Source organism: uncultured Ruminococcus sp. (assembly GCF_946415235.1).
In the GTDB taxonomy this organism is placed as follows: domain Bacteria; phylum Bacillota; class Clostridia; order Oscillospirales; family Ruminococcaceae; genus Ruminococcus.
Genome location: NZ_CAMKRR010000035.1, coordinates 1 through 26,528 on the forward strand (window position 1 = coordinate 1; position 26,528 = coordinate 26,528).

Consider the following 26,528-nt stretch of genomic DNA (forward strand, 5'->3'; position numbering starts at 1 on the left):
TCTCTTCTATTATACACTACTTTGGAGGTTTACACAAATTTTAGGATAGACTCTTACTATCGCCTTTATTCTCCTTTTAAAACTCGCAAGTTATAATTTGTCAAGAGAGGATAGATGAAAAATCTCTCCCTGGTTATCACAGGGGAGAGATTTTGTGCTATTATAGCACAATTTTTTTCTGCTGCTCAAGTAGGTCATGAACCTTGTCTTTGTCGCTGCGGTTTACTTTTACGATATAATGACCTTCGCTTTCTTTCATTTCAAAGGTAATACCGTTTTCTTTCAGTTTTTCCGCAGCTTCCTCGGAGCTTACCTCGATAAAATAAGGATCTACGATCTCGGCAAGCTCTGATTTAGGCTTTTCGTCCGCAGCGTTTTCAAGCTGCTTTGTCAGCTCATCGAGCCGCTTTGACTTCTCTTGCAGCTCTTCCTCATGAGGGAAGGGTACATCGAGCTGTGTCTGGGCTTCTTTAAGCTCATTTGTAAGCCTTTCAAGCTGCATTTCTACCGATTTGAGCTTATCTTCCATACCGTTGAGCAGATTATCAAGCCTTGTGAAGTTACCGCTTTCGCTTGCACCAAGTTCAGCTCTGTAATCAGAGTGACCTTTGAGCTGTGCCACATATATGCGGTTCATAGGCTCAAATCCTATATTCAGCTTGAAGCCCTGATAACTGCCGACTTCGGTATAGCCGCTGAAATTAGCCTTTACAGCCTTTTTACAAGCTTCTATAAGAGCCTTTCCTGCAACTTCCTTATCTGTGTAAACCTTGCCGTAAAGCTCTATGGACGAAAATACAGGCTTTCCCTTATCATCAAGAGTAACTGGACGTGCTTTGAAGTCCTGTATATCCGCTTCTATTTTGGTTTTCAGCTCTTTATACGTCTTTATCTTCATAGGCAGCTCTTTATAAACCTTATCTTGCAGATCGTACAGGGAGTTCATGTGGCTTGCTTTCAGCATTTTCAGCTTTCCGACTTCAATATCCAAGTCCATTTTTTCCTTGATAAGTGGATTTCCTGCGGATAATGCCTTAATTTCTGCATACGACAACGATACTTCATCTAAATCCTGACACGAACGGACAGGAGATTTGCTTGTCATTATCTGGCTGATGAACTTCTGCTTATTTTCAAGCATTTGGTAGAGATAAGCGTCGAATGTGCCTTCAGTAACGTATCTGTACAGGTCAACCTTTTCATTTTCGTTGCCCTGTCTTACCATTCTTCCACGCCGTTGTTCCATATCAGAGGGCTTCCACGGTGCGTCCAAATCATGAGAAGCAATGAGCTTATCCTGTATATTTGTTCCTGCACCCATTTTCTGTGTAGAGCCTATAAGCACTCTTATTTCGCCCTTACGGACCTTTGCAAAGAGCTTATCCTTTGCTTCCTCAGTCTTTGCGCTGTGAATAAATGCAATTTCCTCGGAAGGAACGCCCTTTTGTATGAGCTTTTCCTTAATATCATCGTAAACGCTGAACTTTTTGCCGTTTTTCTTTTCATCTGTCTTGCTCTGAGGTACTCCCAGATCACAGAATATGACCTGTGTGGACTTCTGTTCTGCTGTCCTTTCCCAGATGTTATATACGTTGTTTATGCAGATGTTAAGCTTTGAGTTTTCATCATCGGGCAAATCTGGATTCATAAGCCTTACATCAAGACCTATCTTTCTTCCGTCATTTGTTATCATCGGCATATTATCTACTGAAGGATCTACTTGCCTTAATCTGATACGCCTTGCTCTTTCACTCAGATCTTCGATGAAGCTTTTTTGCATATCGGACGGTTTTGCAACAATAGTATGCATTTCACACTCAGGTATCTTTAATCCGAGCTGATCGCTTGTCTTAATATCAGCGCACTCCTTGAATAATGCCATAAGCTCAGGCATATTATTGAACTTTGCAAACCTTGTTTTCTGCTGATAACTGTTGCCCTCTGGTGACAGCTGGCTTTCGGTTACCGTTTCCGCAAAGTTCGCAGCCCACATATCAAAGTGCTTTAAGCCTGTTTCTTCAAGGAGATCGTTCTGAAGATATCTCATCATCGTATATATCTCAGAAATACTGTTGCTGACAGGTGTACCTGTGGCAAAAATAACGCCCTTTCCTCCTGTTATTTCATCAAGATACTGCGTTTTCAGATATAAGTCCATTGTTTTCTGAACATTATCATTTGTGGATATACCTGATATATTGCTCATTTTTGTTGAGATAAACAGGTTCTTGAACATGTGGGCTTCATCAATAATGAGCTTGTCTATTCCAAGTTCCTCAAAGCTGACAACATCATCACGTACAGGAGACTCCGTAAGCTTTTCAAGCTTTGCTTCAAGAGATTTTCTTGTTTTCTCCATTTGCTTTATCTGGAAGTTATCGCCCTGTTGTGATTTCATAGTTGCAATTCCTGTGATGATTTCATTTATCTGGTCATTCAGGAGCCTTTCCTGTCTCTCTCTGGATATAGGAAGATTTATGAGCTGAGAGTGTCCTATGATAACTGCGTCATAATCGCCAGTAGCGATTTTCGCAAACAGTCTGCGGCGGTTTTTCTTTGAAAAATCGTCAGCTGTTGCAACGAGGATATTCGCATTAGGATACAGCTTTATAAAGTCAGCTCCCTCTTGCTCTGTAAGGTGATTTGGTACGCATAATAATGCTTTATTATGCAGTCCCAATCTCTTACCTTCCATAGCAGCGGCTATCATTTCAAAAGTCTTTCCTGCGCCTACCTCATGTGCAAACAGCGTATTGCCGCCATATAAGGCATGAGCAACAGCGTCCCTCTGATGTTTACGGAGCTGTATTTCATTATTCATGCCAGGGAATTCCAATGCCGAACCGTCATATTCTCTGGGACGTGAGCTGTTGAACATACGGTTATACTGTTCAACAACTTTCTCTCTGCGGTCTGGCTCTTGGTATATCCATTTTTTGAATGCTTCTTGCAGTTGTCTCTGTTTCTCCTGTGCAAACTCTGTTTCGGTCTGGTTTATTACCGAAACTTCCTTGCCGCCATTATCTACACGGTCTTTAACTGTTGTACTCTGGAGATTGAGACAATCCTCCAGTATCTCATACGCAGACTTGCGCTGTGTACCGAATTTTGCATTTGCGGCAGTGTTTCCCTTATCATGTACTTTATTGGCGATACTCCATCTTCCTGTCAAGTCAGAATAATCGACTTTAATGCAGGAACGCTTATTAAAGTTCATTTCCCTCATATAATGCGGAGTACCGAAGTTATCATACATGAACTGCTGCACAAATTCTTTCGGAACGCATGGCGCACCGAGCTTTATGTCGATATCCGCAGCTTGAAGTCGTATAGGCATAGCCTTTTCCAGTGCTTCAATATTTTGCGTATATCTGCTATCGTCTGCGTAATGTTCCTGCATGAATTCAAGCTTTTTACGGATATTGCCTGATAAGTATTCGTCCGCAGCTTCAAGGCGAGGATTTCCGCTATCGTCCATTTTCATAGGATTTTCAAAGATAACGCCTTTCAGATCTTCCATTATCTTTTCAGCTGTAAAGCCTGTGAGCTGCTGCATATATGCCATATCCACATGAGCTTTTTTCGCCATTGACAACGTAAGTGCTTCCGCAGATGTTTCAACTGACGTTACGTCTATTTTTGCGAGAATTGTTCTCTTGTCAAAAATATCTGCTTTTCCGATAAATTCCTCGCCCTTGTACTTTTCAAGCGATGAAAGCAGCGGCGCAGCACTGTCCTCTTTGAACGCAGATGTATTCTGCTTTGTGTTCAGACGTCCGTACTTCTCAACGAAACTGTCATATACGGTGTTCAGCTTCTGTTGTAAAGCTTGTAACTGAACATCTGAGCCGTTGTCTATCTGACAGCTTATAACTTCTCTCAGGCAATCACGAATTTCTATCATGCCCTTTATGCGAGGAATATCGGATTTCTTACCTTCAAACTTCTCAAAATCATTGTTATTACGGTAATAAAGATTATCAGATATTACTGCATAGCTGAAATTCCTTACATTCAGCGGTATTTCAACTTCATCGTCATTGAAAATATCCTCTGATGTTTCAGCTGCCGCAGCTGCTGCCTTGAATTTTATATTTTTTATAGCTTCAGCAAGCTGATCTTTAAGTACAGCACCCTCAACAGGAATACACGTTGTATCCTCAGCTCCGTGACCATAGAGCTTGTTGCCCTCGACTATCTTACCGAGTACCATATCAGGATTATCAATAAAATACTGATTTACCGCCAGTCCGTCCTCAGTTTTACCGAGGTCTATCCATGACGGCATATTGTCCTGTGTAAGCTCTATGGGCTTTTCACGCTTCTGCAAGAAAATAATGTCAGATGTTACTTCCGTTCCTGCATTGCCTTTGAAAGCATTGTTTGGAAGCCTTATAGCTCCTACAAGTTCAGCTCTTTCAGCTATATATTTCCTTATGGAAGGATTGTTTTTATCCATAGTTCCTTTTGATGTTACAAAAGCAACTATGCCGTTCGGCTTTACCTTATCGAGGGATTTTGCAAAGAAGTGGTCATGTATCTGGAAATGATACCTGTTATATGCTGCTTCATTAAGCGAATAACCGCCGAATGGCACATTTCCGACAGCAAGGTCAAATGTATCGTTTTTAATATCGGTCTTTTCAAAGCCTGTTATCTTTATATTTGCGCTCTGGTAGAGCTGCTGCGCTATTCGTCCCGAAATACTGTCAAGCTCTACGCCGTAAAGCTTGGAGTTATCATGAATATCCGTAGGCATTACTCCGAAGAAATTACCAACGCCCATTGCAGGCTCTAATATTCTGCCGCCTGTAAAGCCGTTGTTTTTCAGAGCGTCATACATTGCAGTAATTACTACAGGTGCTGTGTAATGTGCGTTCAGTACGGAAGCCGCAGCTGCGGAGTATTCTTCTGGAGTAAGAAGTTCCTTCAGCTCTGCATATTCGTTCTTCCAATCGTCATGGAAGTCCTCAAAGGCATTTTTCAGACCGCCCCAACCGACATACTGCGATAAAATCTGCTGTTCCGCAGCCGTTGCAAGCCTGTTTTCGGCTTCTATCTCTTTCAGTGTCCTGATAGCAGCCACATTTGCACGATACTTTGTTTTTGCACCACCTTCGCCCAAGTTCTCATTGGTGATAACAAAGTCTTTTTTATCTGCGGCATGAACTGTCTGTTCAGCTTCTGTCTCAGGCTGAACTATCGGTTCATCTTCTTGCTGCACTGTTGGTTCAGCTTCTGCTGGCATATCACTGAAAAGAGAAAGCTGATCCATATCAATATTATTGTTGTTTTCAATAATATCTGCTAAATCAAGGAAATCCTCATTATCAATGAGCTTTGCGGTCAGCTCCTGTACTCTGTCCCAACTGATAGTCTGCTTTTCATCGCTTGAAAGAAAACTGCCCTTCCATAAAAGAAGTCCGTCCTCTTGCGTTTTATAGCCGTATCTGCTGTCATTTATTATAAGCTCAGAATAATCATCGTTATATATTGACCGCAGATAATCGGCTCTGTTGGCAGGATCGCTGTTTTCATTGAAATGGTTGACTACGTCCTGTTTTGAAGTGCTGATAAATCTGTAATTGCCGATTATATCGAGCATTTCCTGTTCTGTGAACTCATCAGCCAGAGCTTGCTGCGGTTCTGCAAACTCATATACTTCAAAATCCATTCCTTGCCATATCATGGACGGGCTTACAATGCTTGCATTTGTTTCAAACAGCGGCTTCATGCCGAGCAGACCGCCTTTGCTTTCGATGATGTATGGATTACCTTCCCACAGCACTTTATCACCGATGTTCAGATCATTACCTTTGACCGTTGTTGTCGGTCTTTCGGCTTTTTCTCGCTCTGAGCGTTCAATAATGCTCTGTTCGCTTATTTCTTCAACTACAGGTTCAGCGGTATTTTCGACCATGCTGTCAAGCTCACGCTGAAGCTCTGCTTTTTCTTCGGGACTACCTATTGAATCAGCAAGTGCTTCGTTAATGTCAATTGCTCTTTCTGCCTGTTTATCGGCAAGTAAAGACTGTATTTCTTCCTCATAATCTACTGTTGATGTAAGTTCATTGAAGTCCAGATTATTGAGTACAGGTATCATTGCTTCAATACTATCATACGTTTGAGAATGAATAAGGTCACCGTTTATATATGAATTTATTGCATAGTTTTTAAGGTCAGCTGATACCTGTAATTCAAGCTCGTCACTAATAGGAGTATTATCTATCTCTACGATTGAGGTATATGCGATGTTTATGCTGCTCATATCAGAGAAATCCGCTTTGCTGCCGTATTCCTGTTCGCAGAATTCATTTATAAGCCTTTTGGCTGTATCTATCGGCAGCTCTGTTTCTCCATTTGGGCGCAGATATTCAGATAACTTGTAATTCTCGATACGAATGTTATCATCTGTTCTTTCTCCCTCTGGAATGCCGCCGATACCATTATTTACGGTATAAATGTTTATTGTATCTTCATCGGAGCTTAATTCAACTGAGAATGTAAAATCGGAACTCTGCTGTATTTCGGCATATTCTGTCTCATTGATAGGAGTACCGATTTTTTCATAGCCTTGCAGCGAACCGTTGTCAGCTGCTACGCTCATAATATCAGCAAGGAACATTCCCGAAAGCTTATAATATGCGACCTCTCCATTTATTTCAGTACGCACAAGAGACTGTGTTCCGTGTTTATCTGGTCTAATTCACTGACGTAATCGACAGACCGCAATCGAGCCATTGAAAAAGCCATAGATACGATAGTTTTTTCAATATTTTCGCTCTGAATACCGCCTTGATCGCAAAGCATGGTGTTTATCACGGCTCTGTTTTCCTGTGACAGCTGCCATATATATGCTTCGGGATCTCTGGATTTGCCGTTTGCCCTTGATTCCGTGTCCTCAACGGCATAGACATAGTGCAGCTTCTTGTTATCACGGTCAAGGAGAGCAATTCCGTCACTATGCCGCTTTATATGGCGGTTCATGCGGTTTTCTGCTGTCCAGAACGCGAAGTCGGCGCAAGCTCTGGTGTCAGGACGCTGTGCATGAATTAGAACCTGATCGTCAAAGCTGTACTTGTACATTCTCGACGCAGTATCAAGGAATTTCAGCCAGTTGTCCTTGCTTTCAGCTATGTTGTGAAGCGTGTCGTGCGAAAGCTGTTCGTATTTTTCGTACTTTGTTTGCAATTCTAAGTCCTCCCTTAATCATATTGTAGCACTTTAAAGTATTGATGTCAAGTTTTACAGGGAAATTTTTAAAATTACAAAACGGCAAAAATTTCTTATTTCGCATTGGAGAAGAAAAGACCGCACTTCGCTTAAAATAGCATATCAGCCCTTAATATATATAACTACAAGTTATAATAATACTAAGAGGAATCTAATCATTCTTTCTTTTCCAAGGGAGATAATTCTTGGGTTTAAGAAGATGACTTTAATTTTGCGGACTACCCACTCTCAAAAAAATTTTTGCTGCTCACTTGACAAATGGACTTTTTTGTGTTACTATTGCAATTAAGAAGAATGCTTTTATAAAGCAGTTGAACAGTCCGATTGTATTCGCAGTACATTCGGGCTATTTTTTTGCAGTGTTTTCTTATCCTTCCTGTGATATACACTATCAGGAAGTAATGATTATCTACAAACACTCGCTTATTATCCTTTGACTTACGTCTGCTCTTACGTAGGAGCTTCATTTTTTCAAGCTCTGCAATAGTCTCGATGATCGTTTCACGTTTCATGCCTGTCTGCTCTGCTATGTCATTGTAGCTGTTCCATGAATCCCACAGCTGCATGGAGAAGCTCTTGCAAATAAACAGATATATCATCATCTGTCTCGGAACGAGCTGCCCGAACACAGACCTGTCAACAAAGAAGAAGCTGTCCGTTGTGGGCAGCTTCTTTACTTCGTATATGTATGTTCCCCTATAGCCATTGGCTTTTGTGGAGCGTTTTACAGGCACTACAAGCCCTTTGGCTGCAAGGCTGTCAATTACCTTTGACACCGTTTGCACAGCCTTTAAACCGCATTTCTGAGCTATTGTAGCTTGTTTCACCTTAACGGCAACTCCGTCAAACATTGGATAATCATTAGGTAAGCTGCAAAGGTAAGCATATATGCTCAGTTCTTTTGCATTTAATCCAAGGTCGAATATCTTATTTGATATTTTCGTTTTACTCATTTTTTACCTCACTTAATATTGTTACTTGCACATTTCTATAAAAAATGTATCATAAATATAAAAAGACCGATTGAATAATCGGTCTTTTTATTCTCACTAAGCGTCACCACCGCCATAATAATATTATTTATGATTTATAATATCAGAATATTGAAATGGTATAAAGTGCCCAATTTGTCCTACTTGGCCTTCCATAAGATCACCATACCATGCCTCAATATTAATATCTTTAACGGATTTAGGCAAAGTATCATTTCCTTTTCTTGTTATTTTTATTCCATTTTCATATTCGTTTGATTCTATAATAGCATTCTCATCTATATATTTCCAAACATTAACATTATCAATACTTTCCAACTTTAAAGCTTCTATAAACATTGCTTCAAGCACGGCTACTGGAGTCGCCTCATCTGCAAAATCCGTAGCACCTTGGTTAATTCCGGTATAAAGAATTGAAACTATTTTTTCATCAAGGTCACTTTGCTGTTTTAAACTTTTATCACAGTATGCGGCTTTATGAAAACCTTTTACTGTATCTTTGGGAAGGTAAACTATTGCTGCATTATAGTTGTTAAAAGCTGACTGATTATTTGATGCTTCATTAGATACCCACATCATAGGTTTCTCACTTTCATTAATTCTGTCTACATGGGGATATATTGAAAATGTCCAATCTAATGTATACCCTGAATATAACATCTCAGTCACTTTTGGTAGATATATTTTTATATAATATGTCTTATTGCATTCTAGGTAATAAACATCCTTAAATTCATTATTATCAACTGGTTCTATTCGTTGATAATCTTTCAAAAATGGTTTATTATATATTTCACTTGCAATAAAATCATCACTTGGTATATCATAATAACATGTCTGATCAGGACAAACTTCTAATATGTAACATTTTGAATAACTAAGACTAATCGGTATTTCATATCCTATCAAAGCATCATGCGTTCCATATTTTTCGATACACGTTTTTATATCATCTTGTTCAATATAGATTTCGTTATTTGAATTATTGTTATTCGAGGTAGTATTATCATTCTGAGAGGTGTTATTATCAGAGGATGTACTATTATCCTGATTTGAATTGTTATTTGTAGGATTTGAGTTGTTATCAGGCAAAGGATCATTATCGATACCATTTCCAGATTTAATATCAGGAAGAGGCTCTAAGATTTCACTAGCAATATTTTCAAATAGAAAACTGACAATGCTCATAAGATCTTTCTTTGTAAAATAACCTGGTGTTTCAGCAGTATCAATATAAGCACGACTGTGATTTAGATGACATACATTGTTATCATAAACAGTTCCGTTGCCACCTTTAAGACTATAACAATTATTAAACATAAGCCAGCCGTTATTAACTTTATTATTCGACCATTCATCCGAAACATATATTCTTTCTAAACTTTTACACTCCTCAAACATATGATCCATTTGTTCAACGTTTGAAGTGTCAAAGCTACTAAGATCTAAATATTTTAGTTTCGAACATTTATAAAACATATATGTCATCCTCTTAATATTACTGGTATCAAAATTACCAAATATAATTTTTTCGAGACTTTCACAGTTTGTAAAAACGCTGTCAAATAATTTTAAATTTGTTGTATCAAAGTTACTGAAATCAAGAGACTTGAGATTTTTACAGCTATTAAACATACCGCTCATATTCTCAAGATTACTGGTATTAAAGCTACTCAAATCAACATTTTTAAGGTTTTCACATTTAAAAAACATATTGCCCATATATTTTACCTTTTTTGTATCAAAGCTACTAAGGTCTAATTCTTCAAAGCCTGAGCTTTGAAACATATTTGTCATGTCAGTAACATTGCTCGTATTAAAGCTTTGTAGATTAATTGATTTCAAATTAGGACAGGCTCCAAATGTCTGCCACATTTTTGTAACTTTACTTGTATTCAAATTATCAAGGTTCAAATACTTCAAGTTAGGACAGCAGCAGAACATATCTGACATATCAGTTACATTACTTGAATCAGCATTTGAGATATCAATTTTTTCTGCTTCTAATTTGTAAAATAATTGCTTACAATCTTCAGGCAGTACAGTCCCCTTTAGCACTATCACTTCCTTAACTCTTTTGTCACCTCTAAAAATACGCAAGGCAGAATTATTAAGATTTCCGCTTATTGTAAGCAATCCTGTATCTTCATTTAATGAAACAAAATATGTATCTTCTGCTTTTGCTGTAAGGTTAGGAGTAAACAGAGGGTTCCCGTTGAAACTAGATGTCATAATGCTACCCATACAAGTAATAGATAATAACGCAGCAACCGTTTTTGAAAATAGTTTTTTCATATTTTTCATTCCTTTATGTAATATTCAAGGCAAAATATACAACCTTATATACTAATATTACCTTAAAACAACTTTTTTGTCAACTAGATTTATTGAGCAATAAAAATTTAAATACAAATCATAAATAACCAAACATTTTCACCTATAACTTCATTGTTGTGTTTTTTTTTTACATTTGCAGCGTTTATGTATGCTTTCAGCTCGTCGTTCATATCCTTATTCTTAAGCACATGATCTACGACCTTGTAGCCCTTTTCCTCATACTTAGGCTTATACTTTGCAACAGCTTCACGTCCTGCCTTGTCATTATCGAGTACGAAGTGTATCTCTTTGACCTCTGGATGTGAGCTGAGATAATGCTCCAGAGCTACATCTGACGTTCCTGCAAGGGTTATTCGTGAATGAGCTGTCCATGCGTCCTCTTTGCCTGTTATCATGTTCGCCATTGTAGCATGGCTTAACAGATCTATCGGAGCTTCAAACACATACAGCTTACCGCTGTTGCCTTTACCTTCCATAGAAAAGGCGTATCGTTTGTCGCTGCCGTCACAGTCTCCACGGTACTGGACTTTTGTATTTGTTCCTCTGACACAGGCGAATGCAGCCTTTTTGTCCTCATTATAGCCTACAAAGACTACATTGTTATGATCGTCTTGAAAGATCTTCTTGTCAACTATCATCTTGGATATGATCTGAGGATCAATAAACCGTGTTTTATTCAGATATGCAAAAGCCCTTGAATACTTACCCTCACATTTCTTAGGCAGCACAAGGTCTTTCGTTTCATGTATTTGATTATCAGATTTTGGCGGCGGCGCAACATAAGCTGCACCACTTCCTGTAAGTTCAAGTATGGCTTCTTGGAAGCTCATTCCCATATTCTTCTGGAGAAAAGAAATAGCGTCTCCACCGTGTTCTCCATTGCTCCAACGCTTCCAACCTTTTCGATCATCGAATATACTTACGCTTGACATATCCCCTGGGAATGGTTTTGCAATTCTCAGTTTATAGCTTGTTCCTCGATGATTGAATTCATATCCTTTGCTTTCAAGGTAGCTCACAAGGTCAACTTCATGAGCTGCCTGTTTTTGTTCGTCTGTGATACGCATTTTATACCTCCATTCTTAATTGTGCTATTATAGCACATTTTTTTAGTGTCTATTCCTGACTTGTTCTGTAAGTCCGATAAGCTCATCTACCGAAATATTGAGGAATATTGCTATTTTGGCGATTATCTCTACCGCAGGAATACTATTCCTTTTAAGGTTGTCCATAAGGCTTTTATGGATATTACAGCAGCGACAGAACTCATTTATAGACATATTCCTCTCTTTACAAGCGATATTTATATTGCTTATCAGGCTTGCTATTATTTCTTCTCGGTTTATACTTATCATCTCCCTTGACTTCCGTTATTTTACGGAGTATAATTATTTTACAGAACTTCAATTGATTTTAATTTATCTACCCACAGAGAAGCACAGCCAAATTCGCCCTCTTGCTCAATATATTGTTTGTCCTGTGATATAAACAATACAGCATGAGGTCTGTTGTTATCATCTTCACAAGATTGAATTACAATTCTGTAAACAGAACCTGTATAAGTTTTATTATCATCATCGATAACTCTTATTTTCATTTTTTCTTCTATAAACATATAATACTGGAGGTTACAATATGAGATGTACTGAATTTGAACCGCTTATTACTGACATGAAGAACAATAACATTGATAAAGAACATTATCATTTTGACTATAACGGTTTTAGATTTGATGTAATTCTATCAATAGTTCAAGGCGGCTACGAAATACTTGTTGCTATTCATACCGAAAACTGGGGATGTGTTTTAAGTATGAATAATAATTATTACGTTGAAGTGCCTGATGATGTATATTACTCACTTAGAGATATATTACATCTTGATTGGAACACAAATCATTTCAACTCAATTGCTTTCCTCAAACTCCTTTCTGAAAGATCACCTCGCCACTCTAATTGTCAAGGTGTTGACTACGCCGAATTAAGACATTATCTTCCATATCGTCATGTGGACGAAGAAGATAAAATATATTTTTGTGGTTGGAATGACCATACAAGAGATAATCGTCACGCACGTAATTTTGATAAAACGGAATTCTTCTTTGGCAAAGCTGTTGCTGATTATTGCAGATCACATAATATCAGTTCTATGTGGTCTGATATTCCGAGAGACGAGCGGCGTGTTAATAATCCTTGGGACTTATAAAAAATGTGCTATTATAGCACATTTTTATTTTTTACGCCGTTCTGGAAACTGGAAGCTTACTTCCTGTTTTTCCTTATCTACTGCGAGATATGCGTCAAATGTGCTGCCAGATTTAGCTGTGAAGCCCTTTATAATAGCTGTTCTGCCACTCTTGCAGAGCATTATAACTTGATTTTCGGTTATGCTCTTACCAGATATTTTCTTGTTTACATGGAATTTGCAGCCGTCCTTGTAGCCTGTGCAGCTGTAGCCCCAATCAAGCTTTATAAGGGGCTTCCCACAGAAAGGACAAATGAGCTGCTGTTCTGTCGATGAAGTGAACTTGCTGTCCTCAGACTCAGCGATCACCTTGAACCACTCTGCTGTCTTTTGCTTTATAAAAGCTATGTACTTATCGTAGCTGCACTTACCAAGAGCTATATTGTTCAACTGCTTTTCAAGCTCACCTGTGTATGCGGCTGATTTTAGCTCTTTTACAGGCAGACACTTTATAAGGTACATTCCAAGCTCTGTTGGGTATATGGACTTTCCTTTCTTTGCAAGGTATTCCTTGTCAAATAATGATTTGAGTATCGGACCTCTTGTAGCGTCCGTTCCCAAACCTCTTTTCTGAAGCTTCATAAGCGTTCTGGCTTCTTCGTCCTCAAGCTTCTGTCCTGCTAATTCCATTGCTGCAAGCAGCTCCGCTTCTGTGTATCGTTTCGGCGGTTCTGTCTCACCCTCGGTTATCTTATATTCACCTTGCAGCTCCTGCCCCTCAGACAACGGCGGAAGCTCCTTTGCTTCTGGTTTACCGTCAACAGCATACCAACCTTGATTAGTTATGCATTTGCCTGTAGCCTTGAATGTATGCTTATCTACAGCTATCATTGCTGTTGTATCATCAAATTCAGCCTTTGGATAGATTATCTTGATTAATGACCTTGCTACAAGGCCATAGAGCTTTATTTCGTCCTCAGATAAGCCTGTAAGGTTATTCGGTACACTCTCAGTCGGTATAACAGCTGTATGACTTCCGACTTTACTATCATCAAAATGCCTTTTGCTGAATTCAGCCCACTCTGACACATTATATTGAGCATATTCTGGCATTTGAAGTATCAGCTCTATTGTATGCTTGACTTCTGGTATCATCGCTTCTGTCAGGTGTTCTGAGCTTGTGCGAGGATATGACATAAGATTACCGATAGCTTGGAAGAAGTTAATGAAGGCGTTAAAGTAACAGAAGAAATTTCTAATACTATTATTAAAATTAAATATAATCAACGCTATTACAAATATGCGAGTGGCGTTTCTATTAATACTTTTGCATATAAGATCGCGCCTGCAAATAAAGAAAAATTTATTACTTTTCTTTCCCAAAATGCATTTGATGTAAAATCACAACTGTTCGAAAATTTTAAGGAAAAGAAGAAGGAAATAAAAACAAAAGGATTATTTGAAGATCTTGAAAGTTGCTTTAGTGATATTGCAAATACTTTTAGCGAAATAATTGATGATGCTGAAGAAGCATATAAATCGAGTCCAAGAAATCTTTCATGGAAAGAGCGCAAATCAATTGGTACAAAAAGCATTAAAAATAAGATTACAAAAAACGTATCAGAAGATGATAACTCTGTTCCCATTAGCTCAATATCAGGCGAACAGGTCGAACCAGTAACCAAGACAGAACCTGTTATTAATTCTTATATCAGAGAATTAAAAGATTCTGTTGATTCGTTAATAGAATATGGTTATTGTACTTATGAACTACAGGTGACATGTTTTGGCAGTAACAACGCAAGAAATATGGAAAATAAGCTTGATAAACAGTTTAAGCATTTATGGGAGTTATATCGTAAAATTAGCAATTATAATAAAATTCATCATATAGATATACTTGTCAAAATACTATCGACAATACGTATGATAGAAAAAGAGGATTTTGTTGCAAGTCGAGAGTCTTTTATGATTCATACAGTTAAAAATCATAAAATACATACGTTATTAAAATTAATTCGTATTTTTTCAAAGGAGAACGATATAAAATAGAAAGTATTTACCACTTTTACCACTTTTTTCACGCAAAAGTTTTTCCTGAGCCTGCCCCATAAAGGGGCAAGCCATAGACTTAGTTTTGATTTTTACTATAAAGCTTGTAGAAGTAAGAGCGCGATATACCCAGCTCTCTAACTGCTTCTACAGGCTTTTTGTTTCCGCAATGAACATCCGCCAATATCTGCTGCCAGTTATCTGGCAGAGATTTATGTGGACGCCCGAAGCGGACGTTTTTCCTTTTAGCGGCTTCTATTCCTTCACGCTGACGGGCTCTAATTTTATTACGTTCATTTTCAGCTATTGAACCGAGCACTTCAATGAGGATAGCATTTATCATTTCCAGCACCCACGCCTGCTCCGGTGGAAAATCTGTTAGCGTGGTGGGGATATCCAGTATTTTCACACGGATGTCCATATCCTTGAACTCTTCCAACTCGCGCTTTATATCTGCTTTATTACGACTGAGCCTGTCCAGTTCCTTGATAACGAGTGTATCTCCCTTACGGAGTATCTGACGTTTGAGATATTGATAGCCTTCACGTTCTGTATCCTTACCAGAAGCCTTGTCGATGATGATGTTCTGCTCAGGAACGCCAAACTTGGTGAGAGCCTCAATTTGCCTGTCCTCATTCTGTTCCCGGGTAGATACCCTGGCATAACCGTATATTCTGTTATCCATATTACCTCCAATTTGTCCATAAATGTGGGTATTACTTTGTAGACGTCCATAAAGTCAAAACAGGACGTTTATGTACACTTTTTTGCTTGTTTTCAAGGTGTGCAATAAAGTAAACTTTTTTGGATCTAAAATGCTCCGCAGTAGCTCTCATACAATTCTTCACCGCACATATACTTTACATCTCTGAGAGCTTCCCGGAGCAAACTGTGATCTGCAAGCATATCTTCAATCTCGTCGCAGGTATAGCCGTACTCAAGTAAGAGTTCTACGTCCGAGCTATCCACTCCATAGCAGCCACAATATGCCAGAAGGATTTCTTCATGCATATTATAATAAGAAGAGTCCTCGTAGTCGTACCAGCTCATATACTTGGAACGGAATATCTTAGGCTCAAAGTGTGATCTTGTGATCTTGCCGTTCCTGTCGATACGAAGTATATCACCTTCTTCGGTATCAATACGCTTGCTCTCGAACTTGTAAAGACCGATCTGTTTCAAAGCCTTCTTCATGATAGTCTCAGTTGAAGCATATATGTACAAGCCGATCGTCTCAAAATGAAGCAAGTACATGGGATTGCTTCCTTTTATAATGTATAATGAATTGTACTGATTGAGCACAGTAAAAGTAAAATTGCCTTCGACTGTCTCAGCCATATACTTCAAACTGTCAAAGTCAAGTTTGCCTTGCTTCTCTATCAGCTGTACGCCGATATAGCTGTCGGTATCAATGTAAGTATTCGGGATCACTCCATCCTTACGCAGTTCCTTGTCGTTCCAGAGCACACCATTATGTGCAAAGGCAAACTCCTTATCAGCGTGACCTGCGAAGGGATGGTTATTGTAATTCTGCTTCCTGTCGCCCTGGGTAGCTAATCGCGTATGTCCCATAATAGCCTTTGTTTCAGCAGGTGCGTTAAAGTGAATCTTATGTGCAGGCTTCGGCCTCTTGAAGATAGTGACCTTACCGTCATGAATATAACTGATACCTGCTGCATCAGTTCCTCTTTCCTCCGCAGCATTAGCCAATGCCTGTGTAAGCTTCCGGAGTACCCTATAGGGCACAATTCCTTTATAGTCAAGCCATCCGAATAATGCACACATAATTATCTGTCCTCCTTAATAATAACATTGCCCAGCGGTGATTTAGACTCTTTAAGAGCATCCTTTATAGCTTCACTTAGGGCATCAATAACAACCGTAGCTGCAATAAGTACAGCTATCTTTGCTATTTCCGCAACGGGATTACCTGTAGGGAAGCTTTTGATAATACTGTAATTTTTCATTTACATATCCTCCTGCGTTTCAATTATATCATTGATGTAGAGCCTACGTTCCTTCAAATACTGTATCAGTTCAGGTTCCTTTACCGTATCAACAAACTCAGACCACGACATATTTGCTATACCTTCATCGGTATAGCAGATAGCGATATCGCAGATGGCATTAACCAACTCCAAGGCTGCGATAAGCGTGTTGTGCTTAAGCGTACCTCTGAACAGACGGAACTCAATGGTTGCATAGTTCATGAGATTTACAGCTGCATACCTACCGTTGTTTCCCTTCTTGGCCTTGTCCAGTATCTCACGTCCTGTCTTTTCAAAGCCATAGCGGGCTGCCCAACGATTCATGCTGTACTCGGAGCGACGGCTGAACTTCAATAATTCGTTCCAGTGATGTTCAATAAAGTATAATATCCTTGCAATAACATCATCCTGCTCCTCACGACTATCACCGAGACAGCTTCTGTTGACATGAATATGAAGTCCGCAGGTATTGGTTTGATGCGAACGATATCCAAGATATATAGCCTTTTTCATGATATCGTCCCAACAATAATTCTTGTGATATTCAAGAGACATTGGATATGTAACGAGCTCCATACCGTCATCAAGGCTACCGTCTCCCTTGATGTATATGTGTTCGTCATTTCTGTTGGCAATTAAGAGCAGCTCATCTGCATTATCGCTGTCTTTGCCTGCTCCGTCAATCTCAAGTTCTACGCCAAAATACCGCCTAGAATCGCCATAGAATATGGGTTCAGGTTTGTACCCGTAATCATGGATAGAGCGGTTCCTGTCGACTTCGTCATGATAGCACTCGCTGCAATAGTCGTATCCGTCCAAGTGATAGGCGTCGTCCTCATGAACAAGGGCATCGCAGCAGTTGCAACGAGTGTAGTGATTCTCATAGCAGTGATGACAAAGTGTAGTATAGTCATCGCCATAACTATCATTTGTCCAGATAATAGCGCCGCATCTGTCACATGTAGTGGTATGCTGCTCAACACAGTCAGTACATACTATCTCCCCATCGATAGTCTCGTAATCCTCGTCTGCGCCTATGATTGCCCCACAGTGGGAGCAGTATAATGTTTCTGTTTTATTCTCTTCCATTTTGATAGCCCTCCGTAAAAATGGTAAGCCTACATTGCTAAGCAATGGAACGATTCCTATGCCCAATCCGCTTATGCAAGCCAATGATATAATGCTTTTGGGAAAAGTGCCCTTATTATAAACTTTTTCAGATAAAAGCTTTTTGAGCTCAGGTGGTATAAACAAAGACTCCAGCCGTTCGCATATATCAGTATCAATTATGATCCGCTGATTTGTGGTGATCTCTTTTAAGTTTTTCATTGTAAAAACCTCCGTAAAACAAAACGACCAGCCCCGAAGGGCTGGCATTATTTCTAATATTCATTTGCAAGTAACATTGTTGAGTGATCACCATCGTCAATGATGTACAGCGTTTCCGTTATGGGTGCATCTGACGGTACAAGATACGTCATTCGGTATTCAGGTTCTTCTGAGCTATGGGTTATACTCTGCATGGGACCTGCTGCACTTAGTTCAAAGACCTGTAGATAGTCTTTCGGAGCAGGCATACGCTCTACACAGCCCCAAAGAAACATCTGCAATTCCATTGGAATCAAGCTATCGACACCACAGGTCAGGTATCGGTTGTTGTCAAACATTTTTTGATCCTCCTTTCTGAATTTGATTACCACGAAAATGGTATCAATAAAATAATATATATACAGAAAAGAAGAATTCTCGAAGGAGGCTAAAAACAGGCAAAAATAAAAGCTTTTATTATGAATAATTATTATTCATAATAATGATATATGTTTAAAAAATCAAAATTCTCGGAAAACGCGATAAATTATATATTAATCTGCTTGAAAATAGCGTCTTTTTATGTTATCATAACAGATGAAGATATGATTTTGAACACATACGCAGTATATAACCGCCCATTACGGGCGGCTTTATCGCTATAAAACAAAAAAAGCAGTGATACTTTCATACCACTGCCCATAAATAAGGAGAAAGATGATAATTAACACAGGTATGCGGACGGATATCCCCGCATTTTACTCTGAATGGTTCCTGAACAGGATACGTGAAGGCTACGTTCTGGTACGAAATCCGTACCGTCAAGACTGGATAACCCGATATGAGCTTGATCCGGATGTCGTTGACTGCATAGCCTTCTGTACCAAGAATCCTGCTCCGATGCTGAAGTACATGAATGAACTTAACCGATTCCATCAGTATTGGTTCGTTACGATAACTCCCTATGGAAAGGACATTGAACCCAACGTTCCACCTAAGGAGCAGGTAATGCAGGATTTTATTACATTGTCTCAAGCAGTAGGAATCAACTGTATCGGCTGGAGGTATGATCCGATATTCATTGACAGCACCTATACTCTCGAACGTCACATATCTGACTTCGAGACAATGTGCAGAACTCTTTCAGGTTATACAGAAGTATGTGTTATCAGTTTCATTGACCTGTATGAAAAAGTCAAGCGGAACTTCCAACAGGCAAGAACAGTAACTGCACAGGAGCGTATCGTTATCGGTAAAGCGTTTGTTGAGATAGGAAAGAACTACGGTATTACAATAAAAGCCTGCGCTGAGGGAAATGACCTTGCACATTTCGGTGTAGATTGCAACGGCTGTATGACTCAGGAAACATTTGAGGCAGCTATCGGCTGTTCTCTTGATATCCCAAAGAAGAAATCACAACGAGCAGAATGCAGCTGCGTTCTTGGTACTGATATCGGCGCTTATGATACCTGCGGTCACCTCTGTCGTTATTGCTACGCCAATACAAGCAGAGAGAATGTAAGAAGAAATATCCGACAACATGACTCAAAGTCACCATTCCTTGTTGGAACACTTCGTGAAGGAGAAGTTATTCACCAGGCGGAGCAGGTAAGCTGGATCAATAATCAGCTTTCGTTTTTCTGATAATATTTCTACTCCCGATTATTCGGGAGTTTTTTTGTCTGACAAAATAACTATGCAGTAAGAATGTCTGACAAAATGTCTTATATATACCTGCAAAAAATATTATAGATAATAATATTTAATATATATTAAATATAATATTAATAAACACGCACACGCGCGTATATATACAAACAAACAGTCAGCATTCAAAATCAACAACAGGAGGTACTACACCATGAGTACACGTACAAAACGTATATCAGTAAGAGTTCCTAACGACATATACGATGATATCGAGACTAAAGCTGAACAGAAGGGAATCATATTCTCTAAGGAAGTAGTAAAAAGGTTGAGAAACCAAGGGGATACACCGTTACCTGCGGTTCTTGCCAAGACACAGAATATCATCAACTTGACTCGTGCAGGAAAAACTGAAGAAGCTCAGAAGGAGATGAACCTATTATGGCAAAAAACATTGACATTCTCAAAGTGATCACACACGCTGACGGTGGAACTCCATATTCAAGCAGCGTATCTCATTATCCTTCAAACGAGGATAGTGTAGCTGTAAAAGGATACGGAGTTGTTGACAACGATCCCGAAACAGCACAGAAGCAGTTCGATACTGTGACGAAATACTACGGCAACACCGGAAAGAATCAGTTCATTCATGTTATGATGTCTTTTCTGACGGAGACTGCTCCTGATGCTACAACGGCTATGGAGATAAGTGATCATGTATTGGATCCTCTCAAAGAAAATCATCAGATTCTGATTGGAGTTCATCAAAAGCATACTCCTAAGTCAGATTATCACACCCATAGTTTTGTTGGTACTACTGACCTTGAAACAGGAAAGATGCTTCATACAAACAATACACTCAACTATGAAGTGGCTCAGAGAACGGCAGATATTATCCAGAAACCTGTTCAACTTGTCGTTGGAAAGAAAAATACTGATACAAACACTACTCAGGACGGAGACAACAATACTGAGGGGAAGAATGATTTTAAAAGAATTTTCTATCCCCATAAGAACACAACCGATTGAGCTTGAGACAGCTTGATCTGATTTGAACATACAACTTTCAATCAATAAACAGAACAGCTTGTATTATATACTCAACTTCCGGCCTTTGTGCCGGGAGAGCTGTTCTCTAACTATGCTATAATTAACTACTGCAACATCTTTTCTTGAACACTTGACACTTCAGCTTTGATATGATATTATACTCGTAAGCTACTAATTCATGATTCAATAGTAAGACGGGTGGTATAGGACATGATAATATCTGTTCTTACATTGACAGATTATATGCCACTTATTACAACTGGTTCAGATACCGAAAAGCTTCATATAGAAAACAGGAGGTTCGGCATGGGAAAAAGATGCTTAAATCGCTTTATATCAGCAATTACAAGTTTGGCATTATTGATTGCAGTTTATCACTGTTTCCCAAATAGCCTTTTAAAAACTACTTCAATTTCGGCCTTAACAACTATTTCAGCAAATGAGCATGCTTCAGATGAATTTGATAAAATAATAGAAAACCCATTTAACTACCAGGACGACAAGGAAGTCCCATATGATGGTACGCATTGGGTACAGCCTAAAGAATGGAACTGTCCTACTATTAAACCGAAGGATTATAAAGGCGGTATAATGCTCTATTTCGACAAGATTGGACTTGAGCCTGACTATGCTAATGGTAAGGTACAGCGAGTATATTTCAGCATAACAGGTGCAACAGAACCTGTAGGCTATATTAAATTCCATGTTTTTTACGATACCAGACTGACCGTCAAGGAAAACTCAAACGGCGAAGTCATAAATACTGGAAAGGCGTTACAAGACTTCACAACAGGTTCTTCAATGGTTGAAGAAGGACAATTAGTATTCTATGCATATTCCAATGATACGATACTAAATAACGGCAGTATATTCACCATTGACTTTATTGTTCCCGAAAATGCCGAACAGGGCGATGTTTATCCAATTGGCATTTCGTATGTTGATGATGGAATAGCTTATGATACATTCATCAATTCGGAACAGAATGATGCTGGTAAAGTTCAGATGACCTACGTATTTACTAAGGGCATATTCAATGGTTATATAAAGATCCAAGGCGAGAAAAAAACTACGACGGTTGTCACGACAACTGTAACTACTACCACTACATCTACTAAAAACGTATCTCATGTTGATCATAAGCTCGGAGATGTCAATTATGATGGTCAGATAAATGCAGTCGATGCATCCTCAGTTCTATCATACTATGCAATGATCTCTACAAATAAGGATGGTGGTTACACTGAAGAGCAAAAGCTTGCTGCTGATGTCAATAATGATGGTCAAATTAATGCAGTTGATTGAAGCTTGATATCTTCCTCGGACATTTCTTTTTTTGTCAGTATGGTCATAGTCGCACCTCCACTTCTGATATACAAAATCAATGGGGTTATACCTATATTCATTATATCAATTATTGCTCAATTAGTCAATCAGCTGACTAAAATGTTTAAACAATCTTTACGAATTGAATATATGAAAGCCGGGGCATTTAGCCCCGGCATACACACTATCTATCATTTTCAATCATGTTTTTGGAGACAGTAAGAGCAGTCTTTGACATATTATCCGAATTTAAGTATGATAAATCTGTACCTATCTCTTCTTTTCCAGGAATTGCATACATACCAGAAATATTTGATATAATATAATTCGTTCCATCAAAAGTAACATCTAAAGAAGCATTAGCTTCAGTAGATACATTAATTGGAACATTAATTAAAACATCATATCCATCTGGTTGGAGTATCAAATTATCAACGTGCCATGTATCGCTGCTTTTTTCTGTCCATGTTCCTTTTGATAATATGCTCATGTAAAAAGCAGATGTGTCCGAATAACTGTGATATTTAGCTGTATCGTGTTGAGAGCCGTCACTTGTAAATACATCAGAAGAAAGGGCGTTAGTAAGAGATACAACGGCAGCACGAAATGCTTTTTCTTGCGGATATATATTAACTTTAGTTTCTGATATGTTGGTTGTATCTACGGATTCAGAGGTCACTTCAATGTTTTCTACTGTCTGATTTTCAGTTGATATCTCTTCTATATTTGCACGTCTTATAGTACTTACTATTTTATTATAATCATTCCAATATGTCTGTGTAGATTCATTCATTTCCATTAGATTGATAACTACTAACTGATTGTCAGACGAATTATAAACCATAGATATATATGAGTCAATTTGAAGCTCCTTTGAATTCAGCTTAACCATTCCCGTTTTATATGTTGAAATACCTTTAAAGTCGTTTATAATTATATCTTGAATTGGAAGATCGTCTGTAGTATCTTTGTAAATACCACTCATAATTCCTGAAGCACATTCAATACAGTCGTTAGTAAATTTTTGATTATCTGTGATATCCGTTTTTATATCGAACACAGTCAATCCTAATTGACCTATGTTTATCTTTTCTTCGCTATCCCAATACTGACGATATGTATCACCTTCTTGATTGCCACTTTCATGCCAGCACTTGGGAATTGAAATGATAAGTCCTCCCATTTCAACTTCAAAATTTGTGCTTGCATCATAAAATTCAAGATTAGTCTTATTTGCAGCAGGTATTACTGTTTCTACAGGCAAAGTAGTTGTCTCTTGAGTTGGTGGTTCAGTAGTGACTTCTTCTCTTAATTCATTTGCGCTATATTGATAATAGTCCGTTGGATGTAGAGCATTATGAAAGCTTTTAACGTATAATACGCCAAGACATACTACCAAAATAGTATATATTACCCATGTTCCTATACTTAATCCAATTCTAACATTCTTAGATAATTTTGCTTTCATCTTTTCGCTTTTCATTAAGGCAAAAGTAATGGGTATTGGAAATAATACAATACAAATCAGTGGTAGTTTTATTACATTCCATACTTTTTCTCCTGCCTTTGGGAAACGATGGTATAGTAATATACTTAATATTATTAATGATGGTATGAAAAATGCTGAACCGATAATTGGAGAGAAAATAAAGAAAATTAAAAGGAATCCCGTTATTACAGAAAAAATTCCTATTGCTGTATTAAAATTTCTGATGCGTTGCTTTTCGGCTTCAAGTGCAGCTTTTTGTTTCTGTTCTTCTTGAAGCTGTTGCTGAAATGCTTGTTGATCTATTTCATATCCTTCAACAGTTAGCATTTCAACGTGACTGCAATAAGGACATTTTATTTGATGTTTTTCATCATCAATTTCACGATGGCCGTTACAAAGTGGACATTGCATCGGTACAGCTTTATATATTGCTTTTTTAGGAGCATTTGCAAGTTTCCTTTGATATTCCTGATATTCTTGCTCTTGCTTAAAGCGACGATTTCTCTCTTCCGCTTCAAGACGTAATCGTTCTTCTTCAAGTGCTATTCTCTGTTGTTCCTCAATTGCTTCTCTCTCGTTTTTTGATGCAATAGTTGCAATTCCGGCAACAGTTGCAATTGCTGTTATTATGCCAAATAGGGTTTTCATTAACATCACCTCTTTTTTAGGCTATATTACATCAAATCATTTTATTGCTTATTAATACCCTACAGCTTGAACTCCATACTCGGCTTGATCATATGTAAAGCCTTCATATACAAGCTGATCTATCAATTCATCACGTGAAAAATCCATCCAAGAAATGTAACTTCTTGCACTTTCAGCAGCTTCTTCATTCCAATTTGCTCCACAATTATTTGCTCAATATACTGCCTGATCGTATGTGTATTGTTCATATTCAAGCTGCTCAATCAAGCCATTATATGAAAAAGAGTCATGCTTGATATAATTTTTGGCACTCTCTAATGCTTCAGCAGACCAATTAGCAGAACAATTATCGGCAGCATAAGTAGCATCATCATATGAATATCCCTCATATTGGAGTTGATCTATTAAACCATCTCTAGAAAAGTCCATAATCGATATATAATTCTTTGCAGATCTAAGAGCGTTTTTCTGTCCTTGTGTCAAAGATGAGTCGACTTCGAAATCCGATAATCTGTTAGTATTCTCTGAAGAAGATGAAGAATTATAAGCAGGATCATCTTCAATCTTCAAGTGATATGTTATAACAATTTCTACATCCTTGTTAAACTTATCGCCTTTTTTGTAATTTGTTTTCCCATTAATTTCTACATCTTCAACTGATCCTTCAGGTGTAATACCCCAAAATATATCATACAACGGTTCAGTTTTAATATTAGTAAAACCAGCTGAAGAGAGTTTCTTTTGTACATCCTGATAGTCTGAATAATAGAATGAATAATTTTCATCAGGAACACTTATCTCATTATCGTTTGTAAGCGTCAAATAAAGGACGTATTCCTCAAAGAAGGAATCTGGTGTATAATAAAGTCTAAGCAGCTCCATAGACTAAATTAGAGTATCTAAAATAGTCTATGGAGTAAACTGGACTAAATTAGACATAGGAGGAATACGGAATTGAAAACAACGACAGCTATTACCACTGTCAAGCGAGATGTACAGCTGCAGGAATGGACGGAGCAGATCAAAGCACAGCAGGAAAGTGGTATGACCGTAACAGCGTACTGTGCTCAGAACGGGATCAATATTAAGACATATTACTATCATCTTCGCAAAGTTCGGGAGCACTTTATGGAATCCGAACCTGCAATAGTACCTGTATCTGTCCCAAGACCAAACTCAGATATTCGTATTGAGAAGAATGGCTTGCAAATATCACTTCCGTCAGATATTTCAGCAGATACTTTGCTTGCATTAGTACATGAATTATGCTGAATGATCTGTCATTAGATAAGCAGGTATATATCGTCACAGGGTATACAGATCTTAGGCGGTCAATAGACGGACTTGCAATGATAATAAAAGCACAGTTACAGCTTGATCCGTATAGTACGGCATTGTTTTTGTTCTGTGGCAGACGCTGCGACCGCATTAAAGGACTTCTATGGGAAGGTGACGGATTTCTGCTTTTGTATAAGCGTCTTGACAACGGAAGATTCCAATGGCCGCGTAATGAAACAGAAGCTTTACTGCTCACACCACAGCAGACACGATGGCTTCTTGAAGGCTTAAAAATAGAGCAACCTAAAGCTATCCATGAAGGGAAACCAAGCATATTGTATTAAGAAAATTCTGCGATATTTCTTGATTTTTCGGCAGTTTTATGGTATAATATATATATCATAAACGGAATGGAGGAACGCAGTATGTCTGAGCAGAATACAGTAAATAATGATATATCATTGGCTCAGGAAAATGCTGCGCTCCGTAATAAAGTTACAGTGCTTGAAGAACAGCTTTCTCTTATGCAGGAACAACTTGCATGGCTGAAGAAACAGGTATTCGGAAGGAAAACTGAACAAACTTCTGTAATTATGGGAAGCGATATGCAGCTTTCATTCTTTCCTGTGACCGATGATAAAAACAGTCATGTTACTGATAAGACTATTACCGTCCCCGAGCATAAGCGAAAGAAAAAGCGTACTCATGATGAATGGATGAGCGAATTGCCGGTTGAAGAGGTATTACATAAAGAAAACGCTCCTAAATGTGATAAATGCGGCTCTGATATGACGGAGATCGGTGAGGATAAATACGATGAACTGATATACACTCCTGCTAAATTTCATATCCGCCGTCACATAGTAAAGGTATACAAGTGTATCAAGTGCGGTACAGCTCCGGAAGTAAGTACAGAACCATGCAATATCAGACGTGCGGAACATCCTGAGCTTATGATACCGGGAAGCTATTGTTCTCCTGAGCTCCTCGCTCATA

24 protein-coding genes and 1 pseudogene are annotated in these 26,528 nt (G+C 38.4%); 9 read left to right on the plus strand and 16 right to left on the minus strand.

The window, feature by feature from the left end; translation table 11 throughout:
- Window positions 1-160: 160 nt before the first annotated feature.
- From Q0R37_RS08245 to Q0R37_RS08275, 7 genes are all read right to left on the minus strand, one after another.
- Window positions 161-6,673, minus strand: coding sequence for an SNF2-related protein (locus tag Q0R37_RS08245; RefSeq protein ID WP_294753247.1), 6,513 nt, complete (start codon window positions 6,671-6,673; stop codon window positions 161-163).
- Window positions 6,658-7,191, minus strand: coding sequence for a hypothetical protein (locus Q0R37_RS08250; RefSeq protein ID WP_294753249.1), 534 nt, complete (start codon window positions 7,189-7,191; stop codon window positions 6,658-6,660). Before Q0R37_RS08250 ends, Q0R37_RS08245 begins: the two co-directional genes overlap by 16 nt.
- Window positions 7,192-7,451: 260 nt before the next feature.
- Window positions 7,452-8,186: a helix-turn-helix domain-containing protein gene (locus tag Q0R37_RS08255; protein WP_294753251.1), complete on the minus strand. Its 735-nt coding sequence runs from the start codon at window positions 8,184-8,186 to the stop codon at window positions 7,452-7,454.
- A gap of 123 nt (window positions 8,187-8,309) precedes the next feature.
- A complete protein-coding gene (locus Q0R37_RS08260; protein ID WP_294753253.1) occupies window positions 8,310-10,520 on the minus strand; it encodes a BspA family leucine-rich repeat surface protein in 2,211 nt (736 codons plus the stop codon).
- A 107-nt stretch (window positions 10,521-10,627) separates the two neighbouring features.
- Entirely contained in the window at window positions 10,628-11,629 is a 1,002-nt protein-coding gene (locus tag Q0R37_RS08265; protein ID WP_294753255.1) for a DUF3991 domain-containing protein, read from the minus strand.
- Window positions 11,630-11,671: 42 nt separating this feature from the next.
- Entirely contained in the window at window positions 11,672-11,917 is a 246-nt protein-coding gene (locus Q0R37_RS08270) for a helix-turn-helix transcriptional regulator (RefSeq protein ID WP_294753256.1), read from the minus strand.
- A 38-nt stretch (window positions 11,918-11,955) separates the two neighbouring features.
- The gene (locus Q0R37_RS08275) at window positions 11,956-12,159 is read right to left on the minus strand and encodes a hypothetical protein (RefSeq protein WP_294753257.1); all 204 of its coding nucleotides are present in this window, start codon (window positions 12,157-12,159) and stop codon (window positions 11,956-11,958) included.
- A 38-nt stretch (window positions 12,160-12,197) separates the two neighbouring features.
- On the opposite strand from Q0R37_RS08275, the gene Q0R37_RS08280 reads away from it, so the two are divergent.
- Window positions 12,198-12,767: a DUF6037 family protein gene (locus Q0R37_RS08280; protein WP_294753259.1), complete on the plus strand. Its 570-nt coding sequence runs from the start codon at window positions 12,198-12,200 to the stop codon at window positions 12,765-12,767.
- 24 nt (window positions 12,768-12,791) lie between these two features.
- On the opposite strand, the gene Q0R37_RS08285 is transcribed toward Q0R37_RS08280, so the two are convergent.
- A complete protein-coding gene (locus tag Q0R37_RS08285; RefSeq protein ID WP_294753262.1) occupies window positions 12,792-13,943 on the minus strand; it encodes a type IA DNA topoisomerase in 1,152 nt (383 codons plus the stop codon).
- A 15-nt stretch (window positions 13,944-13,958) separates the two neighbouring features.
- On the opposite strand from Q0R37_RS08285, the gene Q0R37_RS08290 reads away from it, so the two are divergent.
- Entirely contained in the window at window positions 13,959-14,798 is an 840-nt protein-coding gene (locus Q0R37_RS08290; protein WP_294753264.1) for a hypothetical protein, read from the plus strand.
- A gap of 79 nt (window positions 14,799-14,877) precedes the next feature.
- Here Q0R37_RS08290 and Q0R37_RS08295 read toward each other — a convergent pair whose 3' ends face one another.
- From Q0R37_RS08295 to Q0R37_RS08315, 5 genes are all read right to left on the minus strand, one after another.
- Window positions 14,878-15,483 carry a recombinase family protein gene (locus Q0R37_RS08295; RefSeq protein WP_294753266.1) on the minus strand — a complete coding sequence of 202 codons (606 nt, stop codon included), beginning with the start codon at window positions 15,481-15,483 and terminating at the stop codon, window positions 14,878-14,880.
- A 125-nt stretch (window positions 15,484-15,608) separates the two neighbouring features.
- Entirely contained in the window at window positions 15,609-16,583 is a 975-nt protein-coding gene (locus Q0R37_RS08300) for a class II glutamine amidotransferase (RefSeq protein ID WP_294753268.1), read from the minus strand.
- A 2-nt stretch (window positions 16,584-16,585) separates the two neighbouring features.
- A complete protein-coding gene (locus tag Q0R37_RS08305) occupies window positions 16,586-16,765 on the minus strand; it encodes a hypothetical protein (RefSeq protein WP_294753270.1) in 180 nt (59 codons plus the stop codon).
- A complete protein-coding gene (locus tag Q0R37_RS08310) occupies window positions 16,766-17,875 on the minus strand; it encodes an amidoligase family protein (protein WP_294753272.1) in 1,110 nt (369 codons plus the stop codon).
- Window positions 17,876-18,168: 293 nt separating this feature from the next.
- Window positions 18,169-18,453, minus strand: a complete 285-nt coding sequence (locus tag Q0R37_RS08315; RefSeq protein ID WP_294753274.1) for a DUF960 domain-containing protein — start codon at window positions 18,451-18,453, stop codon at window positions 18,169-18,171.
- A gap of 358 nt (window positions 18,454-18,811) precedes the next feature.
- Between Q0R37_RS08315 and Q0R37_RS08320 the strand changes: the two genes are divergently transcribed.
- The 4 genes from Q0R37_RS08320 to Q0R37_RS08335 all read left to right on the plus strand — a co-directional run bounded on the left by Q0R37_RS08320 (window position 18,812) and on the right by Q0R37_RS08335 (window position 22,096).
- A complete protein-coding gene (locus Q0R37_RS08320) occupies window positions 18,812-19,738 on the plus strand; it encodes a DUF1848 domain-containing protein (protein WP_294753275.1) in 927 nt (308 codons plus the stop codon).
- Window positions 19,739-19,955: 217 nt separating this feature from the next.
- The gene (locus Q0R37_RS08325) at window positions 19,956-20,213 is read left to right on the plus strand and encodes a hypothetical protein (RefSeq protein ID WP_294753277.1); all 258 of its coding nucleotides are present in this window, start codon (window positions 19,956-19,958) and stop codon (window positions 20,211-20,213) included.
- Window positions 20,183-20,770: a relaxase/mobilization nuclease domain-containing protein gene (locus Q0R37_RS08330; RefSeq protein ID WP_294753279.1), complete on the plus strand. Its 588-nt coding sequence runs from the start codon at window positions 20,183-20,185 to the stop codon at window positions 20,768-20,770. The genes Q0R37_RS08325 and Q0R37_RS08330 overlap by 31 nt, the downstream gene beginning before the upstream one ends.
- Before the next feature lie 327 nt (window positions 20,771-21,097).
- Entirely contained in the window at window positions 21,098-22,096 is a 999-nt protein-coding gene (locus tag Q0R37_RS08335; RefSeq protein ID WP_294753282.1) for a dockerin type I domain-containing protein, read from the plus strand.
- A gap of 205 nt (window positions 22,097-22,301) precedes the next feature.
- Here Q0R37_RS08335 and Q0R37_RS08340 read toward each other — a convergent pair whose 3' ends face one another.
- The 3 genes and pseudogenes from Q0R37_RS08340 to Q0R37_RS08345 all read right to left on the minus strand — a co-directional run bounded on the left by Q0R37_RS08340 (window position 22,302) and on the right by Q0R37_RS08345 (window position 25,076).
- Window positions 22,302-24,254: a hypothetical protein gene (locus Q0R37_RS08340; RefSeq protein ID WP_294753283.1), complete on the minus strand. Its 1,953-nt coding sequence runs from the start codon at window positions 24,252-24,254 to the stop codon at window positions 22,302-22,304.
- A 51-nt stretch (window positions 24,255-24,305) separates the two neighbouring features.
- A pseudogene (locus Q0R37_RS15650) lies at window positions 24,306-24,437 on the minus strand (Ltp family lipoprotein); the annotation flags it as partial.
- A 30-nt stretch (window positions 24,438-24,467) separates the two neighbouring features.
- On the minus strand, window positions 24,468-25,076 hold the full coding sequence (locus tag Q0R37_RS08345; RefSeq protein ID WP_294753285.1) for an Ltp family lipoprotein: 609 nt from the start codon (window positions 25,074-25,076) through the stop codon (window positions 24,468-24,470).
- 132 nt (window positions 25,077-25,208) lie between these two features.
- Between Q0R37_RS08345 and Q0R37_RS08350 the strand changes: the two genes are divergently transcribed.
- The 3 genes from Q0R37_RS08350 to Q0R37_RS08360 all read left to right on the plus strand — a co-directional run.
- Window positions 25,209-25,526 (plus strand): IS66 family insertion sequence element accessory protein TnpB, encoded by a 318-nt coding sequence (locus Q0R37_RS08350; RefSeq protein ID WP_294753286.1) that lies wholly within the window; start codon window positions 25,209-25,211, stop codon window positions 25,524-25,526.
- Window positions 25,520-25,876: an IS66 family insertion sequence element accessory protein TnpB gene (gene tnpB, locus Q0R37_RS08355; protein ID WP_294753288.1), complete on the plus strand. Its 357-nt coding sequence runs from the start codon at window positions 25,520-25,522 to the stop codon at window positions 25,874-25,876. The genes Q0R37_RS08350 and tnpB overlap by 7 nt, the downstream gene beginning before the upstream one ends.
- Window positions 25,877-25,957: 81 nt before the next feature.
- Window positions 25,958-26,528, plus strand: a 571-nt coding sequence (locus Q0R37_RS08360; RefSeq protein ID WP_294753290.1) for an IS66 family transposase zinc-finger binding domain-containing protein, incomplete at its 3' end; no start/stop codon positions are given.

Bases quoted from the DNA above. Each gene is read 5' to 3' on its own strand.
- Q0R37_RS08310 (WP_294753272.1), bottom strand. From the start codon at position 17,875: ATGGAAGAGAATAAAACAGAAACATTATACTGCTCCCACTGTGGGGCA.
- Q0R37_RS08335 (WP_294753282.1), top strand. From the start codon at position 21,098: ATGGGAAAAAGATGCTTAAATCGCTTTATATCAGCAATTACAAGTTTG.
- Q0R37_RS08340 (WP_294753283.1), bottom strand. From the start codon at position 24,254: ATGAAAACCCTATTTGGCATAATAACAGCAATTGCAACTGTTGCCGGA.
- tnpB (WP_294753288.1), top strand. From the start codon at position 25,520: ATGCTGAATGATCTGTCATTAGATAAGCAGGTATATATCGTCACAGGG.
- Q0R37_RS08280 (WP_294753259.1), top strand. From the start codon at position 12,198: ATGAGATGTACTGAATTTGAACCGCTTATTACTGACATGAAGAACAAT.
- Q0R37_RS08320 (WP_294753275.1), top strand. From the start codon at position 18,812: ATGATAATTAACACAGGTATGCGGACGGATATCCCCGCATTTTACTCT.
- Q0R37_RS08255 (WP_294753251.1), bottom strand. From the start codon at position 8,186: ATGAGTAAAACGAAAATATCAAATAAGATATTCGACCTTGGATTAAAT.
- Q0R37_RS08305 (WP_294753270.1), bottom strand. From the start codon at position 16,765: ATGAAAAATTACAGTATTATCAAAAGCTTCCCTACAGGTAATCCCGTT.
- Q0R37_RS08330 (WP_294753279.1), top strand. From the start codon at position 20,183: ATGGCAAAAAACATTGACATTCTCAAAGTGATCACACACGCTGACGGT.
- Q0R37_RS08285 (WP_294753262.1), bottom strand. From the start codon at position 13,943: ATGTCATATCCTCGCACAAGCTCAGAACACCTGACAGAAGCGATGATA.
- Q0R37_RS08295 (WP_294753266.1), bottom strand. From the start codon at position 15,483: ATGGATAACAGAATATACGGTTATGCCAGGGTATCTACCCGGGAACAG.
- Q0R37_RS08270 (WP_294753256.1), bottom strand. From the start codon at position 11,917: ATGATAAGTATAAACCGAGAAGAAATAATAGCAAGCCTGATAAGCAAT.
- Q0R37_RS08300 (WP_294753268.1), bottom strand. From the start codon at position 16,583: ATGTGTGCATTATTCGGATGGCTTGACTATAAAGGAATTGTGCCCTAT.
- Q0R37_RS08260 (WP_294753253.1), bottom strand. From the start codon at position 10,520: ATGAAAAAACTATTTTCAAAAACGGTTGCTGCGTTATTATCTATTACT.
- Q0R37_RS08315 (WP_294753274.1), bottom strand. From the start codon at position 18,453: ATGTTTGACAACAACCGATACCTGACCTGTGGTGTCGATAGCTTGATT.
- Q0R37_RS08265 (WP_294753255.1), bottom strand. From the start codon at position 11,629: ATGCGTATCACAGACGAACAAAAACAGGCAGCTCATGAAGTTGACCTT.
- Q0R37_RS08325 (WP_294753277.1), top strand. From the start codon at position 19,956: ATGAGTACACGTACAAAACGTATATCAGTAAGAGTTCCTAACGACATA.
- Q0R37_RS08275 (WP_294753257.1), bottom strand. From the start codon at position 12,159: ATGAAAATAAGAGTTATCGATGATGATAATAAAACTTATACAGGTTCT.